This window comes from Planomonospora alba (genome assembly GCF_039534085.1).
GTDB lineage: Bacteria > Actinomycetota > Actinomycetes > Streptosporangiales > Streptosporangiaceae > Planomonospora_B > Planomonospora_B alba.
Window position 1 is genome coordinate 1 of sequence record NZ_BAAAUT010000091.1, and the last position, 19,211, is coordinate 19,211.

General features: G+C 72.4%; 16 protein-coding genes. 4 read left to right on the forward strand and 12 right to left on the reverse strand.

Annotated features, from left to right (window positions below; genetic code table 11):
• Positions 1-237 precede the first annotated feature (237 nt).
• The 3 genes from ABD823_RS32485 to ABD823_RS32495 form a co-directional block, all read right to left on the reverse strand.
• Positions 238-1,290, reverse strand: a complete 1,053-nt coding sequence (locus ABD823_RS32485; RefSeq protein ID WP_344866418.1) for a threonine aldolase family protein — start codon at positions 1,288-1,290, stop codon at positions 238-240.
• A gap of 115 nt (positions 1,291-1,405) precedes the next feature.
• Entirely contained in the window at positions 1,406-2,362 is a 957-nt protein-coding gene (locus tag ABD823_RS32490) for a D-alanine--D-alanine ligase family protein (RefSeq protein ID WP_344866420.1), read from the reverse strand.
• Positions 2,363-2,623: 261 nt separating this feature from the next.
• A complete protein-coding gene (locus tag ABD823_RS32495) occupies positions 2,624-3,856 on the reverse strand; it encodes an aminotransferase-like domain-containing protein (RefSeq protein WP_344866446.1) in 1,233 nt (410 codons plus the stop codon).
• Between the two features lie 320 nt (positions 3,857-4,176).
• Between ABD823_RS32495 and ABD823_RS32500 the strand changes: the two genes are divergently transcribed.
• Positions 4,177-4,782: a GNAT family N-acetyltransferase gene (locus ABD823_RS32500; RefSeq protein ID WP_425566696.1), complete on the forward strand. Its 606-nt coding sequence runs from the start codon at positions 4,177-4,179 to the stop codon at positions 4,780-4,782.
• Between the two features lie 251 nt (positions 4,783-5,033).
• Here ABD823_RS32500 and trxA read toward each other — a convergent pair whose 3' ends face one another.
• From trxA to ABD823_RS32540, 8 genes are all read right to left on the reverse strand, one after another.
• Positions 5,034-5,357, reverse strand: coding sequence for a thioredoxin (trxA, locus tag ABD823_RS32505; protein ID WP_344866424.1), 324 nt, complete (start codon positions 5,355-5,357; stop codon positions 5,034-5,036).
• A gap of 100 nt (positions 5,358-5,457) precedes the next feature.
• Entirely contained in the window at positions 5,458-6,390 is a 933-nt protein-coding gene (gene trxB, locus ABD823_RS32510; protein ID WP_344866426.1) for a thioredoxin-disulfide reductase, read from the reverse strand.
• Positions 6,391-6,513: 123 nt separating this feature from the next.
• Complete coding sequence (locus ABD823_RS32515) at positions 6,514-7,410, reverse strand: zf-HC2 domain-containing protein (RefSeq protein ID WP_344866428.1); 897 nt, start codon at positions 7,408-7,410, stop codon at positions 6,514-6,516.
• Positions 7,400-8,047 (reverse strand): RNA polymerase sigma factor SigM, encoded by a 648-nt coding sequence (gene sigM, locus ABD823_RS32520; protein ID WP_344866430.1) that lies wholly within the window; start codon positions 8,045-8,047, stop codon positions 7,400-7,402. Before sigM ends, ABD823_RS32515 begins: the two co-directional genes overlap by 11 nt.
• Positions 8,048-8,172: 125 nt before the next feature.
• Positions 8,173-9,723: a protein kinase family protein gene (locus tag ABD823_RS32525; RefSeq protein WP_344866432.1), complete on the reverse strand. Its 1,551-nt coding sequence runs from the start codon at positions 9,721-9,723 to the stop codon at positions 8,173-8,175.
• Positions 9,724-9,917: 194 nt separating this feature from the next.
• The gene (gene murJ / locus ABD823_RS32530; protein ID WP_344866434.1) at positions 9,918-11,525 is read right to left on the reverse strand and encodes a murein biosynthesis integral membrane protein MurJ; all 1,608 of its coding nucleotides are present in this window, start codon (positions 11,523-11,525) and stop codon (positions 9,918-9,920) included.
• 65 nt (positions 11,526-11,590) lie between these two features.
• Positions 11,591-13,732 carry a hypothetical protein gene (locus ABD823_RS32535; RefSeq protein WP_344866436.1) on the reverse strand — a complete coding sequence of 714 codons (2,142 nt, stop codon included), beginning with the start codon at positions 13,730-13,732 and terminating at the stop codon, positions 11,591-11,593.
• A 46-nt stretch (positions 13,733-13,778) separates the two neighbouring features.
• Positions 13,779-14,300: an aminoacyl-tRNA deacylase gene (locus tag ABD823_RS32540; protein WP_344866438.1), complete on the reverse strand. Its 522-nt coding sequence runs from the start codon at positions 14,298-14,300 to the stop codon at positions 13,779-13,781.
• Positions 14,301-14,422: 122 nt separating this feature from the next.
• Here ABD823_RS32540 and ABD823_RS32545 point away from each other — a divergent pair, with 122 nt between their 5' ends.
• Together ABD823_RS32545 and ABD823_RS32550 are read left to right on the forward strand one after the other, a co-directional pair.
• A complete protein-coding gene (locus tag ABD823_RS32545; RefSeq protein WP_425566697.1) occupies positions 14,423-15,862 on the forward strand; it encodes a CCA tRNA nucleotidyltransferase in 1,440 nt (479 codons plus the stop codon).
• Between the two features lie 14 nt (positions 15,863-15,876).
• Positions 15,877-17,103 (forward strand): adenosylmethionine--8-amino-7-oxononanoate transaminase, encoded by a 1,227-nt coding sequence (locus ABD823_RS32550; protein WP_344866448.1) that lies wholly within the window; start codon positions 15,877-15,879, stop codon positions 17,101-17,103.
• Here the strand turns inward: ABD823_RS32550 and ABD823_RS32555 are convergent.
• Positions 17,054-18,355 (reverse strand): MFS transporter, encoded by a 1,302-nt coding sequence (locus tag ABD823_RS32555; RefSeq protein ID WP_344866442.1) that lies wholly within the window; start codon positions 18,353-18,355, stop codon positions 17,054-17,056. The two genes, ABD823_RS32550 and ABD823_RS32555, sit on opposite strands and share 50 nt — an antisense overlap.
• Positions 18,356-18,490: 135 nt before the next feature.
• Here ABD823_RS32555 and idi point away from each other — a divergent pair, with 135 nt between their 5' ends.
• A complete protein-coding gene (idi, locus tag ABD823_RS32560) occupies positions 18,491-19,072 on the forward strand; it encodes an isopentenyl-diphosphate Delta-isomerase (protein WP_344866444.1) in 582 nt (193 codons plus the stop codon).
• The last annotated feature ends 139 nt before the right edge of the window (positions 19,073-19,211 follow it).

The window sequence follows — 19,211 nt, forward strand, 5'->3', positions numbered from 1 at the left end:
GCCCTCCTGCCGTACGACCACCCCAGGCACGCGACCCGCCACCCGGAACCCCGGACGCCCCCCAGACCCCGGAACGGAAACCACCGAGACGAATGACGCGGGAAACGCCGCGCGCCCCGAACCAGGGAACCGCTCCGGAGCGGCCGGCCAGGAAGCGGCCAAGCCGGAGGCGGAGCTGTTTCACGTGAAACACGGACCGGGAGCGCCCGTGTGTTTCACGTGAAACAACCGGTGGCCTCAGGCGCAGGAGTGGACGGCGGTGCGGATGTCGGCGAGGAAGGTGTCGACGTGCTCGGGGGTGGTGTCGAACGAGGTGACCCAGCGGACCACGTTCTCGGTCTCGTCCCACATGTGGAAGAGGTAGCGCTGCTGGAGGTCGGCGATGGCCTTCTCCGGCAGGGACGGGAAGACGGCGTTGGACTGCACCGGGTAACGCAGGGAGACGCCGGGCAGGCCGGCGATGCCGTCGGCGAGGCGGTGCGCCATGGCGTTGGCGTGGGCGGCGTTCTCGTGCCAGAGCCCGTCGGTGAGCAGTGCGGTCAGCTGGGCGGAGACGAAACGCATCTTGGAGGCCAGCTGCATGCCCTGCTTGCGCAGGAACAGGGCAGGGGCGTCCAGTTCGGGACGGAGGACGACGAGGGCCTCCGCGCCCATGGCGCCGTTCTTCGTACCGCCGAAGCTGAGCAGGTCCACACCGGCGTCGGTGGTGAGGGCGCGCATCGGGCAGCCGAGCTCGGCTGCGGCGTTGGCCAGGCGGGCGCCGTCCATGTGGAGGAAGAGGCCGTGGGCGTGGGCGAAGTCCGCGAGCTCCGCGATCTCGTCCGCGGTGTAGGCGGTGCCGCACTCGGTCACCTGGGAGATGGAGATGACACGTGGCTGGGCGTACTGCGTGTTGCCCGCCACGGAGAGGTGCCCCCGGACGTCGTCGACCGTGATCTTCCCGTCCTCCGTGGGGAGGGGGACGAGTTTCGCGCCGAGGACCCGCTCGGCCGCGCCGCACTCGTGCGTGTTGATGTGCGCCGTGACGGGGCAGAGCACGGAGTCGTAGGGGCGCAGCGCCAGGCCCAGCGCCACGACGTTGGCACCGGTGCCGTTGAAGACGGGATAGGCCGTCGCCTGGGCGCCGAAGTGGTCGCGGAACGCCTCCTCCATCGCCGCGGTCCAGGGGTCGGTGCCGTAGGCGGGGGCGTCACCGGTGTTGGCTTCGGCGATGGCGGCGAGCACCTCGGGGTGCACGCCCGCGTGGTTGTCACTGGCGAAGCTCTTGGGGAAGAGGGTGGAGGTCAGCACAGGGCCAGCGTATGGGAGCGGGTTCTCCGGGCGGGTGGGCGGGGCGTGGGCCGCCCGCGCCCGTGGAGGGGAGTCCGCCGGGCCGTACCCTCCGTACGGCCCGGCACCCGCGGGTTCAGGCGGCGCCGCGGGCGGCGGCCCGCTCCAGCAGAGCGCGGCAGAGGGAACCGAGATCACGGTCGGAGGCCTCGACGGACATGGGGAAGAGAGAGGTCTCCGTCATGCCCGGGGCGACGTTGACCTCCAGGAAGTGGGGCAGTCCGTCACCGTCGACGATGAGGTCGGTCCGGGAGAGGTCGCGCAGGCCGAGGGCGGTGTGCGCGGTCACGGCCATCGCGGCGCAGGCGTCGGCGGCCTCGGGCGAGAGCCGCGCCGGGGCGAAGAACTCCGTCCGGCCGGCGGTGTAGCGGGCCGCGTAGTCGTAGACGCCGTCGTCGGGCACGATCTCCACCGGGGGCAGGGCGACGGGCCCCTCGCCGAGGTCGACCACGGAGACGGCGACCTCCACCCCCTCGATGTAGCGCTCGATCAGCGCGGTGTCGCCGTAGGCGAAGCAGCCCACCATGGCGGAGGGGAGGTCCTCGGCGGTGCGGACGATCGAGGCGCCGAGCGCCGACCCGCCCCGGGACGGCTTGACGAACAGCGGGAGCCCCAGCCGCTCCACGATGCGGGCCAGTACGGCCGACGCGCCGAGGTCGTGGAACGTCTCCTTCGGCAGGGTCACCGACTCGGGGGTGCGCAGGCCCGCCTGGCGGACGACGGTCTTCGCGGTGGGCTTGTCGAAGGCGATCCGGCAGGCCTCGGATCCGGCGCCCACGTAGGGGACGGAGAGGAGTTCGAGCACCGAGCGGATGGCGCCGTCCTCGCCCGCTCCGCCGTGCAGCGTCACGAAGACCGCGCTCGGCGGGTCGGCCAGCACGCGCGGGACGAGGGCGGCGTCGATGTCACAGGTCTCCACGGAGACGCCCACGCCGCGCAGCACCTCGCCGACCCGGCGGCCCGAGCGCAGCGAGACCTCCCGCTCGTAGGACAGCCCACCGGCCAGGACGAGCACGTGGCCGAGATCACTCATCCGAACACACCTTCTCCTCAAGGCCCGCGCCGAGTCCGCCGAGCCGTGCTTCTCACCGATCGGGTCGATCCGCCGAACGACGACGCCGGTATGTCACCGTACGGCACCGCGCGGGAGGCGGCCCACATGGCGGGTCGCCACCGCGGTCCTCGCCGGTGCGCAGGGGCGGGGCGCCGCGGAGGGCGAAGCGCGGGGCGCCGTGGAGAGGGCGGGGTTCCGCCCGGTGGGCCGCACCCCGCGGCGGCCCACCGGGCGCGTGCCCTATGCCAGGTCGGGTCCGGGCGTGTCCACCCCGATGTGCCCCGGGAAGGTGCCGGTGCCGAACGTGTCGCGCAGCTGCAGCTCCTGCTCGATCACCCCGGCCAGCCGGCGCACGCCCTCGCGGATGCGCTCGGGCTCCGGGTAGCAGTAGGACAGCCGCATGTGGCGGGCGCCGCTGCCGTCGGCGTAGAACCCGGTGCCGGGCACGAACGCCACCCGCTCGGCCACCGCGCGGGGCAGCAGCGCCTTGGAGTCCAACCCTTCGGGAAGGGTCGCCCAGACGAAGAAGCCCCCGCTCGGCCGCGTCCAGGAGCACTCGGGGGGCATCAGCGACTCCAGCGCGGAGAGCATGGTGTCCCGGCGCTCCCGGTAGAGCTCCTGGAAGGTCTTGATCTGCTCGCGCCACGGCTGGGTGGCGAGGTATTGCCCCACGGCCAGCTGGGTGAAGACGGAGTGCGACAGCACCGCGGACTCCATCGCCAGCACGAGCTTGTCGCGGATGGCGTGCGGGGCGAGCGCCCAGCCCACCCGGAAGCCGGGGGCGAGCGTCTTGGAGAACGAGCCGAGGTAGACCACGCCGTCGGGGTTGTCGGCGCGCAGCGCCCGCATGGGCTCGCCGTCGAAGCCGAGCAGGCCGTACGGGTTGTCCTCGACGATGAGCACGCCGGAGCGCTGGCAGATCTCCAGCACCTGCGCCCGGCGCTCGGTGTTGAGCGTGACTCCGGCGGGGTTCTGGAACGTGGGGATCGTGTACAGGAACTTGATGCGGCTGCCCGCGGTCTGCAGCGCGTAGATGGTCTGCGCGAGCGACTCGGGGATGATGCCCTCGTCGTCCATCGCGATGTGCACGACCTTCGCCTGGTAGGCGGCGAAGGTGCCCAGCGCGCCCACGTAGGAGGGGCCCTCGGCGAGGATGACGTCGCCGGGGTCGATGAAGATGCGGGTGATCAGGTCGAGGGCCTGCTGCGAGCCGACGGTCACCACGACGTCGTCGGCGTTGCCCTCGATCCCCTCCAGGCGCATGACCTCGCAGATCTGCTCGCGCAGGTGCGGGTCCCCCTGGCCGGAGCCGTACTGGAGCGCGACCGGGCCGCGGCGGGCCACGAGGTCGGCGACGAGCTCTCCCACGACGTCCAGGGGGAGGGCGGTGACGTACGGCATGCCGCCGGCCAGCGAGACCACCTCGGGCCTCGACGCGACGGCGAAGAGAGCTCGGACCTCGGAGGCGACCATCTCGGTAGCTCGTGCGGCGTACCGGTCGACGTAGGCATCGATGCGCGACCCGTGGGCCGCGACGGTCCGACCGTGATCCGAATCCTGGGGCACGGTCCACCTCCTCGTCGTATGGAGCACAACGTGCTCAAGCTAGGTAAACCAGGGTACGTCAGGGGCACACGTACTCCCCGTGGGGGCCGACAGCCCTGAAACGACGCCCCTCGCTGGGCTACGATGCCAGCTGGGGAGGCGGTTCTCGCGCGTTTTCCCGCCGTGGCCAGGAAGGCCTGGCCACTCGTCTCGCACGCGATTGGGGCCAACAGGTGTCGCGTCGGCTGGTGAACGTCACTCTCGACAACCTCGACGACCTGCCGCGCCGCTGCCGCCGGTGCGTCTTCTGGGAGCTCGATCCGGTCAGCGGGGACCGGGCGGTGGAGGCGGGCGACCCGGCCCTGGAGAAGGAGGCGTGGATCTCCGCGACCCTGCTGGAGTGGGGCAGTTGCGGGAAGATCGCATACGTCGACGGGACCCCGGCCGGTTTCGTGCTCTACGCCCCGCCGCTCTACGTGCCGCGCTCGGCGGCCTTCCCGACCTCGCCGGTCAGCGCCGACGCCGTGCTGCTGATGACCGCGCACATCATCCCGGAGTTCTCCGGCGGAGGGCTGGGCCGGATGCTGGTGCAGGGGGTGGCCAAGGACCTGACCCGGCGCGGGGTGCGGGCGATCGAGGCGTTCGGCGACCTGAAGTGGGAGCAGCCGGGGGCGTGCGTGATGCCCGCCGACTATCTGCTCGCGGTCGGCTTCAAGACGGTCCGGCCGCACCTGCGCTTCCCCCGGCTCCGCCTGGAGCTCAAGAGCGCCGTGTCGTGGCGTGAGGACGTCGAGGTGGCGCTGGAGAGGCTGCTGGGGTCCATGAGCCCGGAGAGGGCGCTGCGGCCCGTCTGAGGCGTTCTGAGGCGCGGGCCGCTCCCGGCCCGCCGCCGGCGCGCCGGCCGGTGCTGTCATCGTCCGGCGCCGGCGCGTCCCGGACGGCGCCGTCCGGGACGCCCGCGGAGCACGGGGCGGACGCACGAGAGCCCCCTCGGGGGAGAGGGGGCTCTCTGGTGGGTGTGCCGCTCGGAAGCGGGTGGTACGGCCGGCACCGTGGGGAGCGACCGGCCGCAGGGGGCCCTCCGGGGGCCTCTGCCGGGAGGCTCCTAGATGATGCCCTCGAGCTCGCGCAGCAGCATGGCCTTCGGCTTGGCGCCGATGATCTGCTTCACGACCTCTCCGCCCTTATAGACGTTCATCGTCGGGATCTGGAGTACGCCGTACCGCTGCGCGATGGCCTGATTCTCGTCGACGTTGAGCTTGACGATCGTCAGCTTGTCGGCCTGCTCCTTGGCGATCTCCTCGAGGATCGGCGCGACCTGGCGGCACGGGCCGCACCACTCGGCCCAGAAGTCCACGAGGACCGGCTTGTCGCTCTTGAGCACGTCGCTGTCGAAGCTCGCCTCGGTCACGTTCTTGATGTCGCCCACTTCATCACTCCTGTCGTCGGATGGTCGGTCTGAGGTTCGGTCACCGGTCCGGCCGCCGGGCCGGGCCGCCGGACCGGGGCTGTGGGGCCGGACCGCCGGTTCAGTCGCCGTGCTCGGCCAGCCAGCGCTCGGCGTCCAGCGAGGCCGCGCAGCCGGTGCCCGCGGCGGTGATCGCCTGGCGGTAGGTGTGGTCGACCACGTCGCCGGCGGCGAAGACACCGTCGAGGTTGGTGCGGGTGGAGGGGGCGTCGACCTTGATGTAGCCCTGGTCGTCGAGCTCCACCTGGCCCTTGACCAGCTCGGTGCGGGGGTCGTGGCCGATCGCGACGAACAGGCCGGTGACCGCCAGCTCGCTCTCCTCGCCGGTCTTCACGTTGCGCAGCCGTACGCCGCTGACCTTCTCCTCGCCCAGGACGTCGACGACCTCGCTGTCCCAGACGAAGCGGATCTTCTCGTTGGCGAACGCGCGCTCCTGCATGATCTTGCTGGCGCGCAGCTCGTCGCGGCGGTGGACGACGGTCACCGAGTTGGCGAACCGGGTGAGGAAGGTCGCCTCCTCCATGGCGGTGTCACCGCCGCCGACGACCACGATGTCCTGGCCGCGGAAGAAGAAGCCGTCGCAGGTGGCGCACCAGGAGACGCCGCGGCCGGACAGCCGCTTCTCGTTGGGCACGCCCAGCTCGCGGTAGCCCGAGCCGGTGGCGAGGATGACGGTCTTGGCGTGGAAGGTGTCGGTGGCGGTCTTGACGACCTTGGGGGTGACGGTCAGGTCGACCTCGACCACGTCGTCCGCGACGAGCTCGGCGCCGAAGCGCTCGGCCTGCTTGCGCATGCCGTCCATGAGGTCGGGGCCCATGATGCCGTCCGGGAAGCCGGGGAAGTTCTCCACCTCGGTGGTGTTCATCAGCGCACCGCCGGCGGTGACCGATCCCTCGAAGACCAGGGGCTTGAGCTCGGCGCGCGCGGAGTACACGGCCGATGTGTAACCGGCGGGGCCCGATCCGATGATGATCACATTCCGGACGTCCATCACGCGTTGCGCCTTTCCCTCTGCTGTTGCCAGTCGCGACAACAGATCCTAGGCGCCGGTGATTCCCGCCGACGCGGAAGCCCGGTACGGACGGGTCCGTACCGGGCTTCCGGGTGGTCCTTGCGGTTACCGCCAGCTGGCGAGGGCCGGCTTGCGCACCGTCTCGCACGACGGGCCGACCACGTGCACGCGCACCTGGTTCTTGGCCTCGTTGTGCCAGAACAGCACGATGTTGGCCTCCTGCCCGTTGTAGAAGCCCTGGTCCACGGCGAAGGGGGCCTTGCCGACCTTCTCCGAGACCTGCTGCACGCAGCGGGCCAGCTCGGAGGTGTCGGAGCTGTCCTTCACGATGAGGCCGGGCCCGATGTAGTCCAGCAGCGAGCCGCGCAGCTCCTGGTCGGTGTAGTTCCAGTTGCTGGCGGTCAGCTGGTAGTCCGCGGTGGAGGTCGCCGGTGCGGGCCGGGCGATGACCGGCTCCCGCTCCGGGTCGGCGGCCGAGAGCATGCTCGTCGTCACCACGGTCGCGCCGATCACGGCGGCCGCGATGCCCGCCGCCGCGGCGGGCATCGCCCAGCGGCGCCGCCGGGCGGCCGTGCGCCGCCGGGACGGGGTCACCGGAGTGACGGTGCCGTCGTCGCCGACGACCCCCAGCCTGACGGCCGGCTCCGGCCGGGTCTCGGGTTCCGGCGCGGGCTCCTCCTGCGGGAGGGGCGCCGTCTCCCAGGGCGCGTCGCGCATCATGTCGTCCCAGGCCGGTGCCTCCACCAGCCCGATTCCACCTCCACGGAAGTTCTCGGCCTCGGCGGCCAGCGCGCGGTCGATGCGGAGCGCGACTCCCATCGGCATCGCCGGGGTAGACGTCGCCGCCAGGAGCTCACGGACCGCTGCGAGGTCGGCGAGGCTCTCACCACAGGGATCGCAGATCGCGAGATGCTCGCGAACCCGCATGGCCGTGGCGGCGTCGAGGAGACCCTCGGCCAGTTCGGCCAGGATCTCCAGGTCGTAGTGCGTATCACCCGTCACGAAGTTCTGCTCCCTTCGCCGATGAGACGCGGGATCGGTCGGATCGGTTCCGCAGATGGGAAAGAATGGGGACAAGTTTCGCGCGGCCTCGCGCGCACCGGCTCTTCACCGTGCCGCTCGGCACCTGCAGGACCCGGGCGGCGTCCTCGACGGAGTAGCCCATCATGTCCACGAGCACCAGGGCGGCCCGCTGGTCGGCCGGGAGGAGCTTGAGCGCGGAGGAGACCTCCATGGAGACCTCGCGCTCGGCGGTCTGGTCGGGAACCGGCGTGTCGCGCTCGGCGGCCTCGACCAGCTCGTCGTCGGCCACGGGACGTACGGCCTTGCGGCGCATGCGGTCCAGGCAGGCGTTCACCACGATGCGGTGCAGCCACGTGGTGACGGCCGCCTCGCCTCGGAAGCTCTCCGCCTTGCGGTAGGCGGAGACGAACGCGTCCTGCACGGCGTCCGCGGCCTCGTCGGGATCGCCGAGCGTGCGCAGGGCGACCGCCCACATGCGGTCTCGGTGGCGCTTGACTATTTCACTGAAAGCGTGCGGGTCCCCGGCGATGTGCCGGGTCAGCAGATCGGCGTCGGACACGTCCGTCCGCGCCGCCTGCCGGCCCGCCGTCGGCGGGGTCTCGGGTGGGGAATTCACAAGGAAAGTCCTGCTGTGCCGGTCCGGGAGAACACCTCTACGGGATAGATGGTGCCATGGAATCTCACATGATCGGCAAGGAGAACGGCAAAATAGATCAAATCAGACTGGTTTCGCCTCATCGGTCACTTGACCGCCCGGATCTTCACCTCGTTCACCTGCACGCGGTACCTGCCCTGGTAGGAGGGGGCCTCGGTGAACCAGAGCAGGACGTAGCGGCCCTGCTTCGGGGACTTGGCGGTGAGGGCCTTCTTGCCGCCGAGGCCGGACTCGTCCGCGACCTTGGTGAGGGCGTCCAGGCTCTTGGAGTCGCCCACCCGCAGCTCCACCTCGCCGCCCGAGACGGGCCCGAAGTCCGCGGTCACCTCCGTGACGGTCGCGCTCTTCTTCAAGTCGATCAGCAGGCCCACCCCGCTCTTCAGCCGGCCGAAGTCGGCGGAGGGGTAGGACTCCGAGTGCCAGTCGGTGGAGGGCTTGCCGTCCAGCGCCAGGTGCGCCAGCTCGCTGCGCTCGTCCCTGTCGTTGCCCAGCGGGTCGAAGCCCTCGGCGGAGGAGGGCTTCACCTCCTTGGTGGCCGGGGACGCCGCCGCCGTGGGCGTGGGCGCGGCACCGGTGTCGGTGTCCCCTCCGCCGCCCGCGTTGCCGATGCTGCGGCCCAGCGTCCAGGCGCCCAGGCCGACGGCCGCCATGACCAGCAGGACGATCGCCCCCACGGCGACCTTGCCGAGCAGCCCGCCCCCGGAGGCGGGCTGCGGCCGGTGGACCGGCGGGTAGGGCGGCTGGTACGGCGGCGGGGGCGGGGCGGGCCGATGCGGGGACTCGGCGGTCTCCAGCCCTTCGGAGCGGGAGGCCGCGACCACGGGCGCGGGAGGCGCCGGCATGGGCATGGGCGCGGGCCGGGGCACGGCACTGAGGGCGTCGGCGATCTCGGCGGGGCTCGCCAGCGGGGTCTGGCCGCGCTTGCTCTCCGGCAGGATCGCCCGGCAGACGATGGTGTCGAGGTAACCCGGCACGCCGGCGGTGACCTGGCGCGGCGTGCAGAAGTGCCCGTTGTCCATGGGGGCGACGGGCAGCCCTCCCGGGGAGCCCTCGCCCGGCCAGTGGCCGGTCAGCCCGGCGTACAGCAGGCGGCCGAGGCCCTCGGCGTCGCCCCGGGCGGCCTCCTCGACCCGCATGTTGTCGTGCACCACGTCGGCCAGCACCGCGTCGACCCCGAGGCCGAGCAGCTTGACCGTGCCGCCCGCCGTCCACACCAGGTGCTCGGGCGTCAGGCAGAGGTGGGGGACGCCGGCCTCGTGGGCGTGGACCAGCGCCTCGGCGACCTCCGCGACCAGCGCGGCGGCCCGCTCGGGCTCCAGCGGCCCGGCCGCCACCAGGTCGGCGAGGTTCTCCCCCGTCACCCACTCGCTCACGACGTAGGAGCAGCTGTCGTCCTCGGTGGCGTCGAAGACCTGCGTCAGCCGCGGGTCGGTGAGGCGGCTGGCCGTACGGGCGGCCGAGACGACCTCGTCGACGCGGGGGAAGTCGGGGGCGAAGGTGTGGACGGCCACGGGACGGGCGAGCACCTCGTCGATGGCCTTCCAGAGCGTGGCCCCGTTGGACTCGTGAACGCGGTCTTCGAGCCGGAACCGCTCGGCCAGCTTCGTGCCGGGCTCGATCGCCGAGGAGGTGCTCATGAACTCTCCGAAACTGGGAACGCGTCAGCGCCGCGCCCGGTGGGCACGTCAGACCACATCGCACGATGCCGGGTGGATCCGCCCACGCCCTCCTGCTTCCACTCGCCGCGTGTCGTCACACGTGTCGCACCATGGTAGTGCCGCACCGTTCCACCCGTGTTCTGCCTGCCGGACGGAGGGGGAAAACCTCCGGCTCACCGCCGTGCTCGTCCTGTGACCATTCCAACGATCGAACCCACCTCGGGGATGCGCATGCGGTGGGCGACGACCAGGTAGAGCGCCAGGCCGAGCCCGCCTCCCGCGGCGAGCATGACGACGGAGCTGAGCGGGGTCAGGTCGGCCAGCTCCCGGGTGATCCAGAGTACGCCGAGCGCGAGCAGCGTGCCCGGCAGGGCCGCGCTGTACATGCGGGACAGCCCCGCGGCGACCACGCGCCCGTTCAGCCCCCGGGTGCGGCGGGAGGCCAGCACCCAGGCGACCGCGGTGCCCACCGTGTAGGCGGCGGTGAGCGCGCCGGCCAGGCCCATCACCACGTACCGGGGCGGCAGGACGGCGGCGGACAGGAGGCTGAGCGTGATGCTCACCGCCGTGTTGCCCGCCCCGATGAAGACCGGGGTGCGGGTGTCGCCGAAGGCGTAGAAGACGCGGAGCAGGAGCTGGAAGAGCGAGAACGGCACCAGCGCCAGGCCGAAGACCTGCAGCACGTTGCCGATGAAGATCGCGTTCTCGGCGTCGTTGTTGCCCCAGGAGTAGATCAGCACGGTCACCGCGGGGCCCAGCACCATCAGCAGCAGCCCGGCGGGCACCAGCAGCACCGAGACGAGCCGGACCCCGGAGGCGAACTCCTCGCGGATCGCGCCGAGGTCGCCCGCGTTCGCCGACCGGCTCATCCGGGGCAGCATCGCGGTGATCACCGAGACCGCGATGATCCCGTAGGGGAGCTGGAAGAGCTGGAAGGCCTGCGCGTAGGCGGTGTTGCCCGCGCCCGTCACCTCGTCGCCCGCGCCGGAGGCGACCTTGGTGGTGACCCAGAAGCCCAGCTGGGTGATGCACACGTAGGCCAGGCCCCAGGCGGCGGTCCGGCCCATCTCGCCCAGGCCGGTGTCGCGCAGGCCGAACCGGGGTCGGAAGCGGAACCCCGCCCGGTGCAGCGCGATCACCAGCACCAGGCACTGGGCCACGATGCCCGCGGTGGTGCCGAGGCCGAGCAGGGCGAGGTCGGCGCCGCTGACCGCGTCGACGTCCGAGCCCGAGCGGCCGGCCGTCACCAGGTAGAGGAGGAGCACGCCGATCATCACGACGTTGTTCAGCACCGGCGCCCACATGGGGGCGGCGAAGCGGTCGCGGGTGTTGAGGATCGCCCCGGCGATCGCCCCGACGCCGACGAAGGCGATCTGCGGCAGCACGTACCGGGCCAGCATGACCGCGACCTCGGTCTTCCCGGTGCTCCAGCCGGCGTCGGTGTAGAGCTCGACCAGCGGCCGGGCGAGCAGCACCGCCGCCGCGGTGAGCACGACCAGCACCACCGCGCCGATCGTCATCAGCCGCTGCTCGAAGGCCCGGCCGCCGTCGGGGTCGCTCTGCTGGCGGCGCACGATCGACGGGACCACGACGCTGCTGAGGATCCCGCCGAGCAGGAAGTCGAACAGGATGAACGGGATCGCGTTGGCGATGGTGTAGGCGTCGCCCATGTGCGCGCTGCCGAGCGCGGCCACGAGCACCGCCGACCTGGCGAACCCCGTGACGCGGGAGACCATCGTCCCCGCGGCCATGATCGCGCTCGCGCGCAGGACCCTGCTCATGCCGCTTCCTCTGCCTCTTCCTCCGTGGGGGGACGCCCGCCGGCGCGGGGCGCGCCGGCGGGCCTTCAGGACTCCGAGCCCGCCGGCACGCTCGCCCGCGGCTCCGGCGCGGCGGCCGCGGCCCGGCGGGCCCCCCGGCGGCGCAGCACGCGCAGGGTCACCGCGGCCAGCATCACCAGCAGGGCCGCGCCCACGATCACCAGTGCGATCCCGGTGTAGCCGGTGGTCCGCACGGTCAGCTTGACGCGCTGGCCGTACGCGCGGCCGTCATCGGTGGTGAGCTGGACCAGGACCGTGGTCTGGCCGCCGGAGGCGCCCGTGGTGGCCATCGGGACCCGGACGGTCTGGGTCTGGCCGCCGGAGATGACCATCCGGTCCTCGTACTCGCCGATCTCCAGCCTGTCGGGCTTCTGCGAGGTCACCCTGACCCGGACCACGACCGTGCCGCCGGAGCCGTCGCGGTCGTTGCGGACGCTGATCGGCAGCTCGCCGTTGTCCCCGGCCAGCGTGCGCACCTGCTCCGCCTGCTCGCCCCCGACGATCCGCACCTGGTCGATGCGGGAGTCGACCGTGGCGCGCAGCTGCGCGACGTACGGCGCGACCTCCTCGGCCCGGCCCCGCCAGGCGGAGGAGGCCAGCCGCAGCAGCGCCAGGTTGTAGGCGCCGGAGTCGTCGGACCCGGCGGTGTCCGGCGTGACGGCCGTGGCCAGGCTCGCCCGCCCGCTCACTCGCCGTACGTCCGCCAGGTGCTTCCTGCCGAGTTCGGCGCGCTGGTTCTGCTCGGTGTAGACGAGACCGGAGCGGGGCGTGTCGGCCTTGCCGCTCTTGATCGCGTCGAGCGTCGTGGGGGTCAGCCAGGGCAGGCCGGAGGCCGTGCGCACCAGCTCGGCCACGTAGGCGGGGTCGGGCGACCAGCGGCGCGGCGGGACGGCGATCACGGCCCGCGCGGTCGTGACGGGCTCGGCGCTGATCGCCGCGGTCTCGGCGATGAACCGCTGCCGGTTCAGCAGGGCCGCGCCGGGCGCGGAGGTGTCCGCGCCGGCGATGTCGCTCAGCACCGGGTCGGCGACCAGGGCCTTGACCGGGCCGGCCACGCTCTGCAGGGTGGCGGCGGCGTGCGGGGTGGTGCCCGGGTAGACGGCGGGCGGCAGGTTCGCCTCGCCCAGCAGCACGGTGCGGACCCCGGCGGTGGCCAGCAGGTCGAGTGCGTCGTGGTCGACGAGCCCGCCGACCGGCCAGTTGACGTCGGTGGCGACGTCGCGGCCCAGGAGCTCCTTGCCGACCCGCTCGGCTGCCTGCACGCCCGTCCTGGGGGTGTTGTCGAGGCCGTTGTGGGCCAGGGCGACCACGTCCGGGTCGGCGTACGGGGTGGCCACGACCGCGGCGGAGGCCAGGGCCGTGCGCAGGGAGCCGAGCCACCGGGCCGCGGCGGCGTCCGCGGGCCGGTTCTCGGTCCGGTCCCCGGACTTCAGGCGGTGCGCCTTGCCCGCCGCCCGGACGTCGTCGAGCAGGGCCGGGTCGAGCACCCAGGTGACGCCCTTGGCCGAGGCGGTCTCCTGCGCGAGCTTCAGCAGCTTGCCGAGGCGCTGGCCGTCCGCGACGGAGCCGGCGAGCTCGTCGTCGAGGAAGACGCCGTCGTCGGCCCGGTGCGGCCGGTCGACGATCGGCAGGACCATCGCGATGCGGGTCCGGGTCGCCTCGGTCCCGGGCGGCGCGTAGGTCAGGAAGGTGCGCTGGGCGGCGACCGTCTGGCCGGTGCCGTCCAGCACCTCGACCGCCAGCGGGTAGGCGCCGAACCGGGACAGGCCGAGCTGCTGCGGGGTGAAGACGAACTCCCAGGGCGCCTTGGCGGAGGCCGCGATCGCCTCCTGGAAGTACTTCTCGTCGCGCCAGGCGCCCGGCAGGCTCCCCTCCTGCCCGCCCGCGTAGGCGGCCATGGCGGCCCGCGAGGCGAACGGCTGCGCGGAGTAGCGCATCCGGTAGCGCAGGCCGCTGCGCGCCTCGGTGCCGGTGTTCGCCAGGGAGCCCGAGACCCTGATCTCGGCCGTCGGCTCCCGGGGCAGGTCAGGGCTGATCGACTCGATCGCGAGCTGGAGGGTCTGGCGGCTCGTGGTCGTCGCGGCGTTCACCGTGCCGCCGGTGGCCACCGCCGCCAGGAACAGCAGCGTGGCGAGGACGACGGCGAGCGACGCGTGCTTGCGGATCACGTGCCGGCCCAGGGTGAAATACGGCGCACGCCCGCAATGCTATGGCCTATCCGACGAGGCGGGCTGTCATCGGCTCTCCTCGGGGGCGGGGGACGGAGAGGTCGGCGATCTTCCCGTGGACGAGTCCGAGCAGGTCGTCGGCGTGGATCCGCAGCGCCGTACGGCGCTCGCCGGTGGGGGTGTGCACGGGGCCGCCGATCCGGGTGAGCCGCTCGTCCAGGAGCACGGTGAGGGTGTCGGGGAGCAGCAGCGGGCAGATCAGTCCCGCGGCGTAGTCGGTGGCGGAGTTGACGGTGAAGGCGGAGGCGGGCCGGACCCGGCGCACGTCCAGGACCCCGCCGACCGCTCCGGGGCGGGGCGGGGCGCCGACGGGGGCGACGACCGCGACGGCCTCGGGGCCGATCCGGGTGGTGACCTCGAAGACGGTGACGCCCACGCAGGCGGCGGGGCTCACGGACAGGACCTCGGGCAGTTCGTCGGCGCTCGTCAACATCCGGGGAAGGCGTACGATCTCATGATGGATCTGGTGGGTGAGGAGCCAGCGGTGGATCGCGAGGGCATCCTTCATACAGGTCCTCCTTGCCTCGGGGTTCGGCTCCACCCGGACCGCGGCTGAACGTAGCCTGGTGATCGCTGTACGGCGTCTCCCCAGTGGGGAACGTGTTCCCTGGACCGAAGGACCTACCCGGTTTGTCCCTTTCGAATCTGTCTGAGAGCCAGCGGCGCGGCGTGGCCGAGCTGTTCCGCAAGATCGCGCCGGTCGTCGACGAGCTCGGCGAGCTGTTCGCCGCGCGCGGATACGAGATCGCACTGGTGGGCGGTTCGGTCCGCGACGTCTTCCTCGACCGGATCGGCAACGACCTCGACCTGACCACGGACGCCCGGCCCGAGGCCGTCCTGGAGCTCATCCGCGACTGGGCCGACTCCGTCTGGACGGTCGGCATCGACTTCGGCACGGTCGGCGCGCGCAAGGGCAACTGGCTGCTGGAGATCACCACCTACCGCAGCGAGTCCTACGACCCGAAGTCGCGCAAGCCCGAGGTCGTCTACGGCGACACGCTCGCGGGCGACCTCGCCCGGCGCGACTTCGCGGTCAACGCGATGGCGCTGCGCCTGCCGGGCCGGGAGTTCGAGGACCCGTACGGCGGCCTGAACGACCTGCACGCCAAGGTCCTGCGCACCCCCGGCCCCGCCGAGCGGTCCTTCGACGACGACCCGCTGCGCATGCTGCGTGCCGCCCGCTTCGCCGGCCAGCTCGGCTTCACCGTGGACCCGGCGGCGCGGACCGCGATGGCCGCGATGGCCGCGCGGATCGAGATCGTCTCCGCCGAGCGCATCCGCGACGAGCTGGACAAGCTGGTCTGCAGCGCCCACCCGCGCGAGGGGCTGCAGATCCTGGTCGAGTCCGGACTCGCCGCGCACGTGCTGCCGGAGCTGCCCAGGCTCCGGCTGGAGATCGACGAGCACCACCGGCACAAGGACGTCTACGAGCACACGCTGATCGTGCTGGAGCAGGCCATCGACCTGGAGGAGAGCGGCCCCGACCGCATCCTGCGCTGGGCCGCGCTCATGCACGACGTGGGCAAGCCCAAGACCCGCAGGCACGAGCCCGGCGGCCGGGTCTCCTTCCACCACCACGAGGTGGTGGGCGCCCAGCTCACCAGGAAGCGCCTGACGGAGCTGAAGTTCCCCAAGGACGTGGTGGCCGACGTCTCCCGCCTGGTCGAGCTGCACCTGCGCTTCCACGGCTACGGCACGGGCGAGTGGACCGACTCGGCGGTCCGCCGCTACGTCCGGGACGCCGGGCACCTGCTGGAGCGGCTGCACAAGCTCACCCGGGCCGACTGCACCACCCGCAACCGGCGCAAGGCGCAGGCGCTGTCGCGCACCTACGACCAGTTGGAGGAGCGCATCGCCCGGCTGGCCGAGGAGGAGGAGCTCAGCAAGATCCGCCCCGAGCTGGACGGCAACGAGATCCAGCGGATCCTCGGCATCCCGCCGGGACCGGCCGTCGGCCGCGCCTACAAGTTCCTCCTCGACCTGCGCATGGACGAGGGCGTCCTCGGCAAGGAGGCCGCCACCGAGGCACTGCTGACGTGGGCGCGGGACAACGGCGTGCTGCCCGGTTAGGAGGCCCCGTGGACGTGCCGGGCCTCGACCGCGCGCACGTGTGGCACCCGTACGCGCCCGTGCCGCCGCCGGTCCCGGTCCACCAGGTGGTGCGGGCCGACGGCGTGCGGCTGACGCTCGCCGACGGGCGCGAGCTGGTGGACGGCATGTCGTCGTGGTGGGCGGCGATCCACGGCTACAACCACCCCCGTCTCAACGCCGCGCTGACCGCCCAGCTCTCCGACATGGCGCACGTCATGTTCGGCGGGCTCACGCACGAGCCCGCCGTACGGCTGGCGCACCGCCTGGCCGGCCTGACCGGGCTGCCGAAGGTCTTCCTCGCCGACTCCGGCTCGGTGGCGGTCGAGGTCGCCGTCAAGATGGCGCTCCAGTTCACCGGCCGGCACCGGCTGCTGACCGTCCGGGGCGGCTACCACGGCGACACCTTCGGGGCGATGGCCGTCTGCGACCCGGTGAACGGCATGCACCACCTGTTCTCCGGCGCGCTCGCGCGGCACGTCTTCGCCCCGCGCCCGCCCGCCCGCCACGACGCGGGCTACCTGGACGAGCTGGCGGAGACCGTCGCCCGGCACGCCCGCGAGCTGGCGGCGATCATCGTCGAGCCGGTCGTGCAGGGCGCGGGAGGCATGCACTTCTACCCCCCGTCCTGCCTGCGCCGGCTCCGCGAGCTGGCCGACGAGCACGGCCTGCTGCTGATCGCCGACGAGATCGCCACCGGCTTCGGCCGGACCGGGGAGCTGTTCGGCTGCGACCACGCGGGTGTGCGGCCCGACATCATGTGCCTGGGCAAGGCGCTGACCGGCGGCTACCTGTCCATGGCCGCGACGCTGTGCACCGAGCGGGTGGCGGCGGGCGTCGGGACGCTCATGCACGGGCCGACCTTCATGGGCAACCCGCTCGCCGCCGCCGTCGCGAACGCCTCGCTCGACCTGCTGGCCGAGCGGCCCTGGCGGGCGGAGGTCGCCCGGATCGAGGCGGGGCTGGCGGCGGGCCTGGCCCCGGCGGCGCACGCCCCCGGGGTGGCGGACGTGCGCGTGCTCGGCGCGATCGGCGTGGTCGAGACCCGGGAGCCGGTCGACGTCGCCCGCGTCCAGGACACCGCCATGCGGCACGGCGTCTGGCTCCGGCCGTTCGGCCGGCTGATCTACACGATGCCGCCCTACGCGACCGGCGACGACGACCTGGCGCGGATCACGACGGCGATGACGGCTGCGGCTCGGGAAGCCGCGCCGGCGGCCTGACGGCCCGGTAGAGTAGGGCGCCGCCGAGGTATCCGGCGGTGATCAGGCCGAGCACGAGCGGCGACCTGCCGTCGGCCGGGAGCAGCAGTGCCGCGCAGGCCGCGGCCAGCACGAAGCTGCCGTTGAAGAGCATGTCGTAGATGGAGAACGCCCGGCCCAGGTAGGCGTCGTCGACGTCCCGCTGGACGGCCGTGTCCGCGCAGATCTTGATGCTCTGCCCGGCGACGCCCAGCACGAGGCCCGCGGCCGCGAAGCCCCACTGCTGGAACGGCGCGCACAGCGCCAGCGTCAGCAGCCCGGAGGCGACGAGCATCGCCGGGACCCAGCGGTGCAGGCCGAACCGCTCGGTGGCCCACGGCGTGATCAGCACGGCCAGGAAGTAGCCCACCCCGGAGGTGGCGACCACGAGGGTGGCCGTCTCCAGGGCGTCCTCGGCGCTCTCGGCGAAGTAGTAGCGCGAGAGCATCACCAGCATCGCGGTGCACATGCCGTACATGAACCGGTGGGTGGCCATCGCGCCGAGCGCGGCGGTGGCGGCCCGGTGGTGCGCGATGTGCCGTGCGCCGTCGACGAGGCCGCTGACGACGTTGCGCACCGCCTCGCGGACCTGCGGCCGATCCGGGTCGTAGGCCGGGCCGAGCAGCGACCGGTCCATGGTCCGGGCGATCAGCGCGCTGAGCCCGAAGACCAGCCCGGAGACGAGCAGGAGCGCGGCGACGCCCTGGTGGTCGGCGCCGAAGACCTTCCTGAGCAGGAAGCCCACGCCCGCACCGACGAAGGTCAGCACGGTGCCCGACGTGGGGGTGACCGCGTTGGCCACCAGCAGCCGGTCGGCCGGGACGACGTGCGGGAGCGAGGCGCCGAGCGCGGCGAGGAAGAAGCGGTTCACGCCGAGCACGCAGAGCGCGGCGCCGTAGAAGAGCCAGTCGGGCACGCCGGCCGCGAGCAGGGCCGCGGTGGCCACCAGCAGCGCACCGCGCACGAACGGGGCGATCACCAGGATGCGCTGGCGGGACCAGCGATCGATGAACACCCCGACGAAGGGCCCGAGGACGGAGTACGGCAGGAGCAGCACCGCCAGGCCCACGGCGATCTCGACGGCGCTGGTGCTCGTCTCGGGGCTGAAGAAGGCGAATCCGGCCACCGCGAACTGGAAGATCCCGTCGGAGAACTGGGAGACCAGGCGGGTGCCGTACAACCGCCGGAAGTCCCGACCTTCCAGGACCACGCGGAGATCGGATACGAATGACACGGGCTCAGCCTACGTGGGCGGCGGTGGTGCGGGGATCGGGGATGTCCCTGAGATCGTTCGATGGCTTATAGGGACTTTTCGCCATGTATCGCCGTTCCGGCGTGATAGCCAGACATGATCTCGTAGTCTCGATGCGTGACACCTGATGAATACGTCGTGCTCCTCGACGATGAGGGAAACGCGATCGGAACGGCGCCCAAGGCCGAGGTGCACGGTCCCGACACCCCCCTCCACCTCGCCTTCTCCAGCTACGTGTTCGACGGCGACGGAAGGGTGCTCCTCACCCGGCGGGCCTCGCACAAGCTCACCTGGCCGGATGTGTGGACCAACAGCTGCTGCGGCCACCCGCTGCCGGGCGAGTCGGCGCACGACGCGGTGCTCCGGCGCCTGTCCTACGAGCTGGGGCTCACCGTGACCGGCGCCGACCTGCTGCTGCCCCGCTTCTCCTATCGGGCGGTCATGGACAACGGCGTCGTCGAGCGGGAGCTCTGCCCGGTCTACCGGGCGGTGGTCTCCGGTGACGCCGTGCCCAACCCCGACGAGGTCGGGGAGACGCGCTGGATGCCGTGGCAGGAGTTCGCCGAGGGCGTGCTCGGTGGCCGCCTGCCGATCTCCCCGTGGTGCCGGGAGCAGGTGCCGTACCTCGACAAGCTCGGTGACGACCCGCTGACCTGGCCCGTCGCCGACCCCGCCGACCTCCCCGCCGCGGCACGCTGACCTTTCCCCTCGCGGGGTGATCTTCCGGTGGGTTCTCCGTGGTGTTCCCCCGGGGTGAGGCTCGTGCTGCGGTGGGACGTCCCTTGATCGGTCGTCGTGGGGGGTCGTGGGGCGGTGGCTGCGGTGAGGGCTTCCGTGG

Excerpts from the sequence above, each read along its gene's own strand:
- ABD823_RS32490 (WP_344866420.1), bottom strand. The coding sequence starts at position 2,362 with ATGAGTGATCTCGGCCACGTGCTCGTCCTGGCCGGTGGGCTGTCCTAC.
- ABD823_RS32495 (WP_344866446.1), bottom strand. The coding sequence starts at position 3,856 with ATGGTCGCCTCCGAGGTCCGAGCTCTCTTCGCCGTCGCGTCGAGGCCC.
- ABD823_RS32525 (WP_344866432.1), bottom strand. The coding sequence starts at position 9,723 with ATGAGCACCTCCTCGGCGATCGAGCCCGGCACGAAGCTGGCCGAGCGG.
- murJ (WP_344866434.1), bottom strand. The coding sequence starts at position 11,525 with ATGAGCAGGGTCCTGCGCGCGAGCGCGATCATGGCCGCGGGGACGATG.
- ABD823_RS32540 (WP_344866438.1), bottom strand. The coding sequence starts at position 14,300 with ATGAAGGATGCCCTCGCGATCCACCGCTGGCTCCTCACCCACCAGATC.